13 protein-coding genes and 1 pseudogene are annotated in these 13612 nt (G+C 41.1%); 11 read left to right on the top strand and 3 right to left on the bottom strand.

The genetic code is table 11. The annotated features are described in order from the left end of the window. Positions 1-40 precede the first annotated feature (40 nt). The 5 genes and pseudogenes from D9T12_RS04965 to D9T12_RS04940 all read left to right on the top strand — a co-directional run bounded on the left by D9T12_RS04965 (position 41) and on the right by D9T12_RS04940 (position 5126). Positions 41-301: a type II toxin-antitoxin system Phd/YefM family antitoxin gene (locus D9T12_RS04965; RefSeq protein WP_130537139.1), complete on the top strand. Its 261-nt coding sequence runs from the start codon at positions 41-43 to the stop codon at positions 299-301. Then, complete coding sequence (locus tag D9T12_RS04960) at positions 298-561, top strand: type II toxin-antitoxin system mRNA interferase toxin, RelE/StbE family (protein ID WP_130537138.1); 264 nt, start codon at positions 298-300, stop codon at positions 559-561. Before D9T12_RS04965 ends, D9T12_RS04960 begins: the two co-directional genes overlap by 4 nt. 83 nt (positions 562-644) lie before the next feature. Continuing rightward, positions 645-1355 (top strand): annotated as a pseudogene (locus tag D9T12_RS12545) (HipA family kinase). Then, complete coding sequence (locus tag D9T12_RS04945) at positions 1352-2185, top strand: DUF3037 domain-containing protein (RefSeq protein ID WP_130537135.1); 834 nt, start codon at positions 1352-1354, stop codon at positions 2183-2185. Before D9T12_RS12545 ends, D9T12_RS04945 begins: the two are co-directional and overlap by 4 nt. Positions 2186-2255: 70 nt before the next feature. Next, a complete protein-coding gene (locus tag D9T12_RS04940) occupies positions 2256-5126 on the top strand; it encodes a type I restriction endonuclease subunit R (RefSeq protein ID WP_130537134.1) in 2871 nt (956 codons plus the stop codon). 48 nt (positions 5127-5174) lie between these two features. Here D9T12_RS04940 and greB read toward each other — a convergent pair whose 3' ends face one another. Genes greB through D9T12_RS04925 form a run of 3 tightly spaced genes read right to left on the bottom strand, consistent with a single transcriptional unit; the run spans position 5175 to position 7219 of the window. Then, entirely contained in the window at positions 5175-5666 is a 492-nt protein-coding gene (greB, locus tag D9T12_RS04935; RefSeq protein ID WP_130537133.1) for a transcription elongation factor GreB, read from the bottom strand. A gap of 6 nt (positions 5667-5672) precedes the next feature. After that, positions 5673-6194 carry a hypothetical protein gene (locus tag D9T12_RS04930; RefSeq protein WP_130537132.1) on the bottom strand — a complete coding sequence of 174 codons (522 nt, stop codon included), beginning with the start codon at positions 6192-6194 and terminating at the stop codon, positions 5673-5675. A 29-nt stretch (positions 6195-6223) separates the two neighbouring features. Then, complete coding sequence (locus tag D9T12_RS04925) at positions 6224-7219, bottom strand: bile acid:sodium symporter family protein (RefSeq protein WP_240693241.1); 996 nt, start codon at positions 7217-7219, stop codon at positions 6224-6226. A gap of 448 nt (positions 7220-7667) precedes the next feature. On the opposite strand from D9T12_RS04925, the gene D9T12_RS04920 reads away from it, so the two are divergent. The 6 genes from D9T12_RS04920 (at position 7668) to D9T12_RS04895 (ending at position 13582) form a co-directional block, all read left to right on the top strand. After that, on the top strand, positions 7668-8363 hold the full coding sequence (locus tag D9T12_RS04920; protein WP_130537131.1) for an rRNA large subunit pseudouridine synthase E: 696 nt from the start codon (positions 7668-7670) through the stop codon (positions 8361-8363). A 49-nt stretch (positions 8364-8412) separates the two neighbouring features. Beyond that, positions 8413-9588 (top strand): tRNA 2-thiouridine(34) synthase MnmA, encoded by a 1176-nt coding sequence (gene mnmA / locus D9T12_RS04915; RefSeq protein ID WP_130537130.1) that lies wholly within the window; start codon positions 8413-8415, stop codon positions 9586-9588. 17 nt (positions 9589-9605) lie between these two features. Then, entirely contained in the window at positions 9606-10547 is a 942-nt protein-coding gene (gene hflD, locus D9T12_RS04910; RefSeq protein WP_130537129.1) for a high frequency lysogenization protein HflD, read from the top strand. Further along, positions 10537-10818 carry a cupin domain-containing protein gene (locus tag D9T12_RS04905; RefSeq protein WP_130537128.1) on the top strand — a complete coding sequence of 94 codons (282 nt, stop codon included), beginning with the start codon at positions 10537-10539 and terminating at the stop codon, positions 10816-10818. Before hflD ends, D9T12_RS04905 begins: the two co-directional genes overlap by 11 nt. Positions 10819-11009: 191 nt before the next feature. Further along, positions 11010-12206, top strand: a complete 1197-nt coding sequence (locus tag D9T12_RS04900; RefSeq protein ID WP_240693240.1) for a methyl-accepting chemotaxis protein — start codon at positions 11010-11012, stop codon at positions 12204-12206. A gap of 144 nt (positions 12207-12350) precedes the next feature. After that, a protein-coding gene (locus D9T12_RS04895; protein ID WP_130536334.1) for an IS3 family transposase occupies positions 12351-13582 on the top strand; the annotation gives its coding sequence in 2 pieces (ribosomal slippage) (positions 12351-12705 and positions 12705-13582; 1233 coding nt in all). Positions 13583-13612: the final 30 nt, after the last annotated feature.

Below are 13612 nucleotides of genomic sequence, written 5' to 3'. Positions count from 1 at the left end.
GTACACTATTCGGTACACAATAAAGAATGGAATTAGAATTATGGCTACGATGACAGCAACAGAAGCAAGAAAGTCATTTTTTGAAATCATTAAGCAAACCAATCAACAACATGAAATTTTTCAGGTACAGCATAAATCTGGCAATGCCGTCATTATGTCTGAGGCTGATTATGAAAGTCTGCAAGAGACGTTACATCTTTTATCGCAACCTGATTTTAAACAAAAATTTAATCAGTCTGTTATTGAAGCGGATTCTGGGGATGTGGCGAGTTTTGAAGAGGTGTTTGGAGAGCCTTTGTGAACTGCGATTACTACCGGATTGAGTTCACAAAACAAGCACAGAAAGATGTCGCCAAGCTGACACCTAAGTTAAAAAACAAACTCAAAGACATTTTACGAAATAAAATTTCGGTTTCACCGGAAACAGGTAAACCCTTAATTGGAGATTTAAAAGGCTATTATTCTGTTCGCCTCAGCTTCCAAGACCGCATTGTCTATCGAATAGAAAATGATAGATGTGTTGTGTTAGTCGTTCGAGCGAAAACACATTACGGTGAATAATATTAGGTTTCGAATAAAAGTGAATAAAAGTGTCAGAGTAAAATTAATCTTTCACCATTCAATTGAAATAACAGAGGTCACTATTGATTTTTATTGAAGAAATCGTTTCTCAAATGCACCAAGGAGCCACTAAGCCGCTGCGTTGTCTGGATGGTAATGGTGTTGAGTATGTGGTGAAGTTTGATGGTGGCATGACGTTTGACGAGTTGGTTAAAGAGTTGCTGGGCGCTTGCTTGGCAAAAGAATTTGGTTTAAATGTGCCTGCTTTTGATGTTGCTTTTTTGGATCAAGCGTTAAGTTCACCTTATCCATTTGCATAGTCTAAGCCAAAAGAAGAGTTTGCCTTTGCATCGCGTTTGGTGGCTGATTGCTCGGAATATTCTTTGACGAATGAAAGTCTTGTGGATGAAGAGGTTAAACGTGATCTGTTTGTTTTTGATTTGTGGGTGCAGAATCATGACCGCAATTTGACTGAGCAAGGTGGCAATGTGAACTTGCTTTGGTCCTTGTCACAAGGTTTATATGTGATTGACCATAACCTTATTTGTCAGCCAGAGTTCGGTTTTGCTGATCATCATGTTTTTCGACCGGCCGGTGAAGTTGTTTATCAGGATGGCTTGCTGAGAGATGGCTATCAATCTCGGCTTTTAAATGTGATGCAAAAGTGGGATGATATTGTGTCTTCTATCCCAAATGAGTGGTTAGAAGCAGAAACGTTTTCGTTAAACTTGGATCAAATTCGTCGCGGCTTGTTAGACAGAGCGAATGGTGCTTTGTGGAGTCAAATGTCATGAAAAAAACGCTTAAATACAGTTTAATTCGCTTTATTCCTTATGCTCGCCGTGAAGAGTTTGTCAATATCGGGGTGGTAGGTCAGTGCGTGCAAACCGGTGAGTTGGCGTTTGTGTTAAATGATGTGCGAAAAACAAAAAGAGTTCATGCTTTTTTCCCAACTCTGAAAGGCAAAGAACTGTTTAAAGATGTGCTGAGATTGGCTGAAGATGAATTGTTGCGTGTTCAAGAATTTATGCCGCAATCAAACAATAAACAAGCCTTGTTTAATGAGGTGGTAAAGCCTAAAGATGGTTTGTTGCAGTATTCAACAGTACGAGTGAAATTTTTAGCTGACGGGCAAACCATACAACAGGCATTAGAAACGCTTAATCAAGACTTGGTGAACTTCGAAAGTGAAAAGTACAAAAGCCAAAATCATGATGCAGAACTAGCGAGAAATTTTAAGACAACGGTACTTGCTGCTCGTCACCTAGATAAAATTTACAAAGAAAAACGTTTAGAGCAGAAAGAATTCGGCGTAAAAGCGACCTTGCCGTTTTATGAAAATGAACATTTAACCAGTATCAAACCATTGAGTTTTGCCGGTTATGATCAGGCTAATAAAGTGACAGAGCACGCGTTGAATTGGATAGCACATTTAAATGGTTTGATGAGTGCTCAATTGCTTGAACCACAAAAACACCTAATTGTTTATGAAGAGAGTGCAAAGCCAGAACTAAAAACAGCACTGAATTTTGCACTGGATCAATTTGAAAGATTGAATGTCACCGTTGCAAACAGCCAAGACACCCAAACGATTGGCAGGTTTTTAGAACAAGTCGAATCATAATCAAAGCACCGATTCAGGTGCTTTTTCTTTGCCAAAATTTCAAAATTCAATTTACAAAAAATAAACCTTTATGAGCCAAGTTGAAGATCAAAGCGGTGTCTATGCTGTCCCTAAATTACAGTCCGAAGCGCAATTAGAAAACAATCTAATCCAACAGCTTATTGATCAAGGCTTTGCGCCTGTCCGGATTAATGACGAAACCGCGTTGTTGGCGAACCTAAAAATTCAGTTGGAAAAGCACAATAAGACGACTTTTTCAGAGAATGAGTTTGCCAAGATTGTGAACCACCTGAATAAAGGCAGTGTGTTTGAGCGTGCGGAGACTTTGCGCGATAAGTTCAATCTGCAACGGGATGATGAAACCACCTTTTACATTGAGTTCATTGACCAAATCGAGTGGTGTCAAAACCAATACCAAGTGACCCATCAAGTTACGATGGAAGGAAGCTACAAAAACCGCTATGACGTGACAATTTTGATTAATGGTTTGCCGTTGGTTCAAATTGAGTTAAAACGCCGTGGTTTGGAGCTTAAAGAAGCCTTTAATCAAACCAATCGCTATCAGCGCCATTCTTACGGTGCAGGTTCGGGGCTATTCCAATACATTCAGTTGTTTGTCATCAGTAACGGTGTGAACACTAAGTATTACGCCAATAACCGCAAACAGTCGTTTAAACAGACGTTCTTCTGGTCGGACAGAGAGAATAATCAAATTACTCAGCTTGAGCAGTTCACCAAGACCTTTTTAGAGAAGTGTCACCTCTCGAAGATGATTACCAAATATATTGTCTTAAATCAGACCGATAAGATTCTAATGGTGCTTAGACCCTATCAATATTACGCGGTAGAGTCGATTATCGACAAGGTCATGAATTCAGTACATAACGGTTATATTTGGCACACCACGGGTTCGGGGAAAACACTGACCTCTTTCAAAGCCGCGCAAATTCTCACCAACTTACCCAAAGTCGATAAGGTCGTGTTCTGTGTGGATCGTAAAGACCTCGATTATCAGACTTCTAAAGAGTTTAATGCGTTTAGTGAAAGCAGTGTCGATAGTACCGACAACACCCAAAAACTGGTGAAACAGTTAGGCGATGACACCAAGTTGATTGTCACCACACTGCAAAAGCTGAATACCGCGATTATGAAAGAGCGTTATCAGTCGGCGATGGAACCACTGAAAGACAAGCACATCATCTTTATTTTTGATGAATGTCACCGCAGCCAGTTTGGAGACACCCACAAGCGCATTACCGAGTATTTCAACCGCTATCAAATGTTTGGCTTTACGGGTACACCGATCTTTGCCGAAAACGTCTCTGGTAATCAACACGGTAAACGCACCACCAAAGACCTGTTTGGCGAGTGTCTGCACAAATATGTGATTACCGATGCGATTCGTGACGAGAATGTTTTGAAGTTTGCGGTTGAGTATATCCAGACTTTTAAACAGCAAGAGCAAATTAAAGACCTTGAAGTGGAAGCGATTAACACCAAAGAAGTGTTAGAAGCTCCACAGCGCCTTGAAGCGATTGTTGATTACATCATTGCTAACCATGACCGGAAAACTCACGCCAAAGAGTTTACCGCTATGTTTTGCGTGAGTTCGGTGGAAGTGCTGACGGCTTACTACGATTTGTTTAAGCAGAAAAAAGACAATGGCGATCATAATCTTAAAGTCGCCACCATTTTTAGCTATGCCGCGAATAAAGAAGATAAAGATGCGAATGATCTGATTGCTGAAGAAACCACCGATATGACGGGCAAAAAGGTCAATCAGCATAGCCGTGATAAGTTGGAATCTTACATTGGTGATTACAATGCAATGTTTGGCACCAAATACACCACCAAAGACAGCCAATCTTTCTACAACTACTACAATGAACTGGCCAGACGAGTGCGCGAGCGCGAAGTCGATATTCTGCTGGTGGTGAATATGTTCCTGACAGGGTTTGATTCCAAGCCGTTGAACACGTTCTATGTTGATAAGAACCTCAAATATCACGGACTGATTCAAGCCTTCTCTCGTACTAACCGAACCATGGGCGAGAAAAAGTCACAAGGTAATATTGTCAGTTTCCGTAATTTGAAACAAGCCACCGATGATGCGATCAGTCTGTTCTCGAATAAAAACGCCAAAGACACTATTCTCCTTGAGCCCTACGAGGTGTATGTTCAGCGCTTTAATGAAGCCCTAGAAAAACTTAAAGCGATTGCGCCAACCGTTGATAGCGTGAACCAGCTTCAGGGCGAAGAGGAAGAGTTTGCCTTCATTAAGGCTTATCGTGAATTGATGCGAACTTTTAATGTGCTCAACACCTTTACCGATTTTGAGTTTGCCGATCTGAATATCGAAGAACAAGAATATGTGGATTACAGCAGTAAATACCAAGACTTACATGACAAAGTACGCAGTAATCAAGCCACAGAAAAAGTCTCGATTTTGAACGACGTGGATTTTGAACTGGAACTGATTCACCGTGATGAAATCAATGTCGCCTACATTCTTAAACTGCTTGGACAACTCAAAGACACGGAAACCGAAGAAGACCACAAGGCTAAAAAAGAAAGCATCTTTAATACGATTTCAAACGACCCGAAACTGCGCTCCAAGAAACAGCTTATCGAGAAATTTATTGAAGAACATCTGCCTAAAGTGCAATCAGGGAATGACGTAGAAGCCGAGTTTAAAAAGTTCTGGGATGCACAAGGCAAAGCCGAGATTGAAAAGATTTGCAGTGAAGAAAATTTGGATGCCGATAAAGTCACCAAAATGATCTCCAGCTATCTGTTTACCGAACGCCTGCCATTCCGTGATGATGTGGTGAATGCAATGAATGAAAAACCGAAATTGCTCAAACGTAAAGCCGTTTCACAACGAGTTTTAGACAAGGTGCTTGGCTATATCAAGACCTTTATTGATGGTGCGCCGGAGTAATATCCTGCCCACCATTTCTAGCTGGATCAGCTAATTCAGCTAATTCAGCTAATTACTTTCAAAACTCTTATATTGAATGCTATTAATAAACCAAACGCCCTTTCCTTCTGGGGTTTGTACGGTAATTTCATCATCCACTTCATGGCCAATCAAGGCTCTCGCCATTGGGGAACGCACAGAAATATAACCTTTGGAAGGGTCAAATTCATCGCCACCCACAATGCGAAGTTGCTTGGTTTCACCGGTTTCATTTTCTATTTCCACCCAAGCACCAAAAAAGACCTTACCTTCTTGTTGTGGCGAATAATGCACCACTTGCAACTGCTCCAACCGCTTGCGCAAAAATCGTAAACGACGGTCGATTTCTCGTAAGCGCCGTTTCCCTTCTTTGTATTCCGCATTTTCACTGCGATCGCCGTGTGCGGCGGCTTCTGTTACCGCTTGAGTGGTTTGTCTTCGCTCCACTCGCCATAAATAATCAAGCTCTTTTTCCATTGCTTGACGACCTTCAGGTGTAATCAAATTATTCGGATTTGCCAAGACTAATCACTCCAAGTCCGCAGGAATTAAACGATCAACAACCGGAAACCAACTCGACTCTTCAACTTTCCGCAGCAGCGTATTAAATTCTTTTTTTAAATCTCTATCCCAATCTTCTTTCAAAGCCTGTTTACAGCCCTTTTTCTGAGCAAGTAAACGAATCATTTCCCGTGATTTATCAGCTTTATAATCTCGAATTTCTCTAGCGAAAAAGCCCTCAATGTAATTATTGGCACTCAAGCTATATTTATTAATAAACAAACGATTCACTTGTTTAAAATTTCGCTGAATACTCAAACCTCGACATTTTTGATTCAACCAATCCAATTCCAATGCAACATTCACCAATCGACTATGCAAGGCTTCATCTTCAAGTTTTTGATAGTCATCGGCAGATTGAACCGTAAAAGGCAAACACAAAACAACCAGAAAAACCCACGCAAACACAATGCGATGATTCAATGATTTTTCTTGCTGAGAAAACATCAACCGGCCGGTAAATGTTTTAGAAAGGTTTATTCGTTTCATACTCTATCCTTTTGCACGATAAAGGTTATTTATTTTGTCGTGTCTTCATCCTGAAGTGACTGTTGAGATTTGTTTCGCCAAAAACTGGCAAACAAGGCCCCGGCAAGGTTATGCCAAATACTAAATAGTGCTGCGGGTAACGCTGAAAGCGCCGAAAAGTAACTCATTGCCATAGCAACACTTAGTCCAGAATTTTGCATCGACACTTCTATCGCAACCGTTCGTGCGGTCACAGAATCATAGCCCAGCCAACGAGTTAATTGATAGCCTGCAAAAAGTCCCGTCAGATTATGCAGAACCACCGCTGCCAAAAGCGCAACTGAGACCAAATGTAATTGCTCATTATTTAATGCGACGACAATTGCAATGATTAGCACAATCGAAAATGAGGCAAATTGCGTTAAAAAATTCTGTAGTTGTTCAATGGATTTACTTAAAAAATGATTCAAAACCAAGCCAATCAAAATAGGCAGTAATACAATTTTGACCAATGATGCCAGCATTTCGGTGGTCGGCACATGAATACTCTGCCCTAAATAAAGTTCAGTTAACAAGGGCATTAAAACAATGGCAAATAGGGTTGAAACCAATGTCATCGAGACGGAAAGCGCTAAATTGCCCTTGGCTAAATACGTCATCACATTCGAGGCTGTTCCGCCAGCCGTCACTCCAACCAACATCATGCCAACGGTCAGCTCCAGAGACAGTTGCAACAGTCTTGAAATGACAAATGCCGCCAACGGCATGAGAATGAATTGCAAACTCACCCCAATAATCACCACTTTTCGAATTCCCCAAACTTGCTGAAAGTCTCTCACATTTAAAGTCATTCCCATGGCAAGCATAACGATCATTAACAAAGGAACAATAATGCCCTGCATGTTTACAAAAGGAGCTGGATAATACCAAGCCAACAAACTTGCCAGTAACGCCCAAAGAGGAAAAAGTAGTGTCATTTTTTGCATAAGTTTTAAAGTTCCTGTCAACAGAATACCACCCTTCAAATCGTTAGAATGGCGTGCCATTGTCAATTTTTACTAGGGTCTGTTGACATTTCAGACTTGACTCTATTGCTGCTTAAAAATGCAGCAATCGCGACGCTCAGAGCGCAGTTTGGTTATTCCAAATAAGCGATGGGCAACAAAGAGTACTACATTTTTAAGCGCAACCCGTAGGGCTCAAGCCATTTTTACCCCAGCAGTGTTAGAAATTCGCTCAAATAGAATAACTATTCCACGCTCTTTCTGCCTTGCTGGAACGAAAAATGGTTTGAGCAGAGCCTAATTATGAATTGTCAACAAACCCTGCGTCTCAACTGCATGAAATCAATAGCACGGAGTCGTTAAGCCGTTAAAGCATACCAAATCCGCAACAAACTCGACTCTTAATTTCGTTAGAATACGCAGTAAAAACGTCATTCTCTCTGAATGAGAAATAGATTTTTTATCTTAAAATTCAAATAGTTGGTGGTTAATGTCAAATCTACTGTTATTCAATAAACCTTTTAATGTCCTTTGCCAATTTACCGACGATCCTGAATTTAAAGACCAGAGGCAGACGCTTGCAGATTTTATTGATTTACCAGAGTTTTATGCTGCCGGCCGATTGGATCGCGATTCTGAAGGTTTATTGTTGCTGACCAATGACGGTAAATTACAACAAAAAATCAGTGATCCCAACTTTAAACTACCAAAGACCTATTTAGTTCAAGTTGAAGGCGAAATTGATTCAAAAGCTTTGCAAAAGCTCACTCAAGGAGTTCAACTCAAAGACGGTCTGACACGTCCTGCCAAAGCAAAAACCGTCAATGAACCCAAATGGCTATGGCCGAGGAATCCTCCCGTTCGCGAGCGCAAAAATATTCCAACGTCTTGGTTAGAGCTAACAATTTCCGAAGGAAAGAACCGACAAGTTCGTAGAATGACAGCCGCAGTCGGCTTCCCGACTTTACGATTAATTCGTATTCAAATCGGTGATTGGAAGCTTGGAAAACTCTCTCAAGGTGAAAGTCTTTTACTTGAGGTTAATCTAGAAAATTTACCGGCCGGTCAAATTTTCAAAACTCCAAAAAAAGGCGCTAAAACACGTAATCCACCTACAAAGAAACGCCCAAAAAATAACCGGCCGGTCAAATCTGGAAAATCACGGCAAATGCCAAAAAAACAATAAAACTGATAAAATACGCAACATTCAATTTTTTGCGAACAAACGGAATTTCATGTCAAACGTCACTGAATTATTACAAACGCTTTTCCCTAGCGTCACAGCCGAAACTCGTGCTCAAAACTCGACAACGAAAGTTATCGTTGGACTCTCAGGCGGAGTTGACTCTTCAGTCTCTGCCTTGGTCTTAAAACACCAAGGTTACGAAGTTGAAGGACTGTTTATGAAAAACTGGGAAGGCGATGACACTGAAGACTACTGCCCCGCTGCCGAAGACCTTAAAGATGTCATGGCGGTTGCAGAAGTTCTCGACATTCCGGTTCATATCGAAAATTTTTCCGGTGATTACTGGGATCGGGTCTTTGAGCACTTTCTGGCTGAATACGGCGCTGGACGCACGCCAAACCCAGATATTTTATGCAATAAAGAAGTTAAATTTAAAGCATTTCTACAGCATGCTCTTGAATTAGGGGCTGACTTCATTGCCACCGGCCATTATGCTCGCATTGCACGTAATGAGAATAACGAATGCTTTCTGCTCAAAGGTTTAGATAACAACAAAGATCAGACTTATTTCCTATACACTCTCCAACAACATCAATTGCAAAAATCGATGTTCCCGGTGGGAGAACTGGAAAAACCTGTTGTGCGACAACTCGCAGAAATGGCTGAGCTGATTACGCACGATAAAAAAGACAGCACGGGTATTTGCTTTATTGGTGAGCGTAAATTCAAAGATTTCTTGCAAAGATTCCTACCGGCAAAACCCGGTGAGATTGTGGATGATCAAGGAAATGTCATTGGAAAACATGATGGCCTCATGTATCACACACTGGGTCAGCGTAAAGGTCTTGGCATCGGTGGAGGTCACGGCACAGGCAATGAACCTTGGTATGCTGCAGACAAAGACCTTGAAAACAACCAATTAATCGCGGTACAAGGCAAGCAACACCCTTTATTACAGCATCAGTTTTTAATTGCTGATACTCTTGACTGGGTTTCCGGCGAAATGCCAACATTAAACACATCACTTAAAGCGAAAATTCGTTATCGTCAAGCAGAAGAGTTGTGCCAAATCGTGCAACAAAAAGACGGAAAAATTATTGTGAAATTTAATGATAATCAAACCGCAATTGCCCCTGGACAATCGGTCGTATTTTATGACGGTGAAAAATGTCTTGGCGGTGGTGTCATCACCCAACGCCTTCACCAAATGCCTGAAAACTTCTAAAAGAGACGTTTTGAACTATGACTGACTATACACAAAACGATAAAACCCTAGCTTTAGCTGGTATTTATCAAGCCGCTCAAATGGTTTATGAACTTGCAACAACCGGCAAAACAGATGAACAAGCCTTTAAAGCTTCACTGCACAGCCTGTTTGTAGAAAATCCAAGCAGCACACTCGAAGTTTATGGTGATTCAGTCAATGACATTCAGCTTGGAATTCACACACTGACGGCGCAAATGAAATCGGACCAAGCAAAGCAAACTCGCAATATTGAAATCACTCGATATGTTTTAAGCTTAATGATTTTGCAGAAAAAACTAAAACAGACCGACGGATTACAAAAAATCTCTAATGTGCTTGAAACAGCCAAAGCGCAACAAGAACACTTTGGGGATTTACATGAAAATGTCATCGCAACCGTTGCTCGTGCCTACAGTGAGAATGTCAGCACACTTCACCCAAGAATTATGGTTAACGGTCATCATGGACATTTAAATAACCAACGCATTGCCAATAAGATTCGTGCCCTTCTTCTAGCGGGATTACGTTCCGCTGTTTTGTGGTATCAAGTTGGCGGTTCACGCTGGGGTTTAATTTGGTCTCGCAAAAAATATTTACAAACTGCTCAGGCTTTTTATCGTCCGAATTACAACTATTTACAAAACCGGTTGCAAGAGGACCAAACCAAGCAAGAGAGTCAATCGAATGTGGGTGGGTGGTATAAAGGTGAAGGTGAAAGTGAAACCTCTCAGCCAGAAAATACTAAAGAAATAGAGAACAAACCGGATTCTGAATCCGAAAACTCAAGCTATCAATCGATTTTTAAAGATGCCGACAAGACGGCTGAAGTCGACAAAAAACCAGAAACTTCAAAATCACCTACAAATGATTCGAATGTTATTCCATTAGAAAGCGGTTCTACCAAAGATAAAAATAAGGATGAAAAAAATGACCATTGAAATCATTCATGCTGATAATCCAAAACAACCGGAGCAACTCAAACAACTTGGTGTTTTAGATTGGTCCATTTGGGAAAAAGAAGCCTCAGAATTTCCGTGGCATTACGATCAAAAAGAAGTCTGTTATTTATTAGAAGGCCAAGTAACCTTCACCCCTGAAAATGGTGATCCAGTGACATTTGGCAAAGGTGATTTAGTAACTTTTCCGGCCGGTATGAACTGCCATTGGCATATTCATAAAGACGTAAAAAAACACTATCAATTTTTTTGAACATTCACTCTTTCAATAAAGCTTGAATTGGGACTTCTTAACAATTCAAGTTATCAAAAGTCACCTGACTTAGTCTACAAGTATTTGACGTTACATTCAGTTACGCACAACACCACCAAACCTGTATATTCTATTTTGGCACAAGCCATGCTTTTCACCTCAAAATAGAATAATTTTTGAGGGGTGTAGTGGTGTTATTAGATTACAAAAAACCAAGTATTTTACGAAATATGCTCTTAACATTTGTTGGAGCAGGACTTGCAATGGGAGTGGTTTTCCCAGTTTTCGCAAGTATTTTTGTGACTTACAAACCCGGCATGCTTTTATGGTTTGTCATTGCATGTATTCTTGCGGGTATTTCTATTGGCTTCTTTAACTATTGGCTACTCAAAAAAATGTTACTAACCCGTCTCATGAGAATTGGTGAAGTTGCCAATGCCATCAGTAAAAACGATATCTCGCATACCTGCACAATGGAAAGTCATGACTTTATTGGGGAAATGGCACAAAGCTTTAACCGAATGGGGGAGAACCTTCGGTTTATGGTCAATCGTATTGCCCACATGACTGAAGAGCTTAAAACCGCCTCCTCAGGGATGCTCGATGTTTCACAGAATACCCACCAAAGTGTTACCACCCAAAAATCACGCACTGAAAAAATTACTGAATCAATTAACACCATGAATGCCAATGCTATTGCTATGTCAGAAAGTACCCTATCGGCAAGCAATGCCGCAAAAGAGGCAGAAAATGCCACGGCTAATGGAACCGAAATTGTTCAGTCGACAATTCATACCATTCATTCGCTTGCTGAAGAAGTTGAAAAAACCGCTGGTGTCATCCAAAACCTCAAACAAGATACTCAAAACATTTCAACAGTACTTTCAGTCATTAAAGATATTTCCGAACAGACAAATTTATTGGCATTGAATGCAGCAATTGAAGCGGCACGGGCCGGAGAACATGGACGAGGGTTTGCTGTCGTTGCAGATGAAGTTCGCGGACTTGCCGCCAAAACGCAGGAGTCCGCGATTCAAATCGAATCGATGGTGAGTCAATTTCAATCGGTTGCAGGTAAAGCCGTAAAAGTGATGAAAAATGGGCAAGATAAAGCCTACGAAGGTGTTGATCATGCAAACCAAGCAGGCGAAGCATTGTTGTCTATTGCTCAAGCCGTGAAAACCATCACCGAGATGAATCTTCAAATTGAGCAAGCTGCACAATCTCAAAAATCCCATAATGAAGTTGTCCTACATAATATGCAAGATATTCATGAGGTTGGAGGAAATGTGACCCAAGGGGCTGATCACACGGCTCATGCCTGTCAAAATGTCAGTGCTCATGCAGAAGAGCTGCACAAATTAATCAGCCAATTTAAAACACACTAAAAGTCACCGACTTATAGCTCATTCACGTTCTTAACTCTTAAAATAAAAAAGGCCTTAAAGTTTAAAACTTTAAGGCCTTTTTGCAGATTAGTGACCCGTCCTAAATAAGATTGACACTTTTTCTGAACCGAAAAGGAAAAAGTAATGTCTTCAAACACTAAGCGCACACAGCGCGATTATTCCCTCGCTTTTAAATTGTCCGTTGTAGACCAAGTCGAAAAAGGCGAAATGACTTATAAACAAGCGCAAGCACATTATGGTATCCAAGGACGATCTACCGTTTTAGTTTGGCTTAGAAAGCATGGTAAGTTAAATTGGTCTGACGCCAACGCCATTAACCGACATCTTCGAGGAATCATTATGCCGACGACTAAAGCTGAAAAGACGCCAGAGCAGCGCATTAAAGAGCTTGAACAAGAACTCGCCGAAGAAAAACTCAAAGCCCAATTCTTTGAAGGCGTCGTCAAAGTCATGAAAGAGGACTTTGGAGTTAGCTTGACAAAAAAGCGGTTAGCCGAGTTATCGATCAAAAACAGATCCAAGGGCTCAACATAAGCAATGCTTGTCGATTCTTACAGATAAGCCGTCAGGCTTACTACCAAGGATTACAAAGGCAGCGGCTCAAAGAAAAGCAATACCGGATGATTCTGGATTTTGTACAAGCGATACGTATCAGCCAGCCGCGGATTGGTACCCGAAAGCTACACAACTTGCTATTAGCTAAAGCCCAAGAAGGATTGAAGATTGGACGAGACAAGTTGTTTGACTTGTTACGTTGGCAGCGTTTATTAGTGCCTAATAAGCGAGCCTATCATAAAACCACGCACAGTCATCATCGGTTTTATAAGCACCCCAATCTCATCAAAGAGCAGGGGCAAAGGCGTTTAGCCAAAGCGCCAGAGAAACTCTGGGTTGCAGACATTACCTATTTACCAGTACAACACGGCCAGGCCTATCTCAGCTTAGTCACCGATGCCTGTTCTCGTAAGATCGTTGGCTACCATGTGCACGACACTTTGCATGCTCAACCAGTCCTTCAGGCATTAAAGAACGCAGTGAAAAATAGATTAGGAAAAGGGGCACTCATTCATCACTCGGATAGAGGGATTCAGTACTGTTCAAAACCTTATCAAGTGTTCCATGAAAAACATGGCATTATCTGTTCGATGACGGATGGTTATGATTGCTATCAAAACGCTTTGGCGGAGAGAGTGAACGGGATTCTGAAGAATGAGTTTTTATTAACCAAGCCAAAGGATGTTGATCAGGCTCGACAAATGGTGAAAGAGTCGATTGAAATCTACAATACTCAACGTCCACACTTGGCGTTAAAATACAAAACGCCCGATGAAGTTCATCGAGCGTTTTTTACCTGAAAAAAGTGTCAACTTATTTCAGGACGGGAC

Source organism: Thiomicrorhabdus indica (genome assembly GCF_004293625.1).
In the GTDB taxonomy this organism is placed as follows: Bacteria; Pseudomonadota; Gammaproteobacteria; order Thiomicrospirales; family Thiomicrospiraceae; genus Thiomicrorhabdus; species Thiomicrorhabdus indica.
Note: the sequence above shows the minus strand (reverse complement) of the source record. Positions and strands in the feature narration are given on the sequence as shown.

Excerpts from the sequence above, each read along its gene's own strand:
- D9T12_RS04965 (WP_130537139.1), top strand. The coding sequence starts at position 41 with ATGGCTACGATGACAGCAACAGAAGCAAGAAAGTCATTTTTTGAAATC.
- D9T12_RS04945 (WP_130537135.1), top strand. The coding sequence starts at position 1,352 with ATGAAAAAAACGCTTAAATACAGTTTAATTCGCTTTATTCCTTATGCT.
- D9T12_RS04940 (WP_130537134.1), top strand. The coding sequence starts at position 2,256 with ATGAGCCAAGTTGAAGATCAAAGCGGTGTCTATGCTGTCCCTAAATTA.
- D9T12_RS04930 (WP_130537132.1), bottom strand. The coding sequence starts at position 6,194 with ATGAAACGAATAAACCTTTCTAAAACATTTACCGGCCGGTTGATGTTT.
- D9T12_RS04925 (WP_240693241.1), bottom strand. The coding sequence starts at position 7,219 with ATGGCACGCCATTCTAACGATTTGAAGGGTGGTATTCTGTTGACAGGA.
- D9T12_RS04920 (WP_130537131.1), top strand. The coding sequence starts at position 7,668 with ATGTCAAATCTACTGTTATTCAATAAACCTTTTAATGTCCTTTGCCAA.
- mnmA (WP_130537130.1), top strand. The coding sequence starts at position 8,413 with ATGTCAAACGTCACTGAATTATTACAAACGCTTTTCCCTAGCGTCACA.
- hflD (WP_130537129.1), top strand. The coding sequence starts at position 9,606 with ATGACTGACTATACACAAAACGATAAAACCCTAGCTTTAGCTGGTATT.
- D9T12_RS04905 (WP_130537128.1), top strand. The coding sequence starts at position 10,537 with ATGACCATTGAAATCATTCATGCTGATAATCCAAAACAACCGGAGCAA.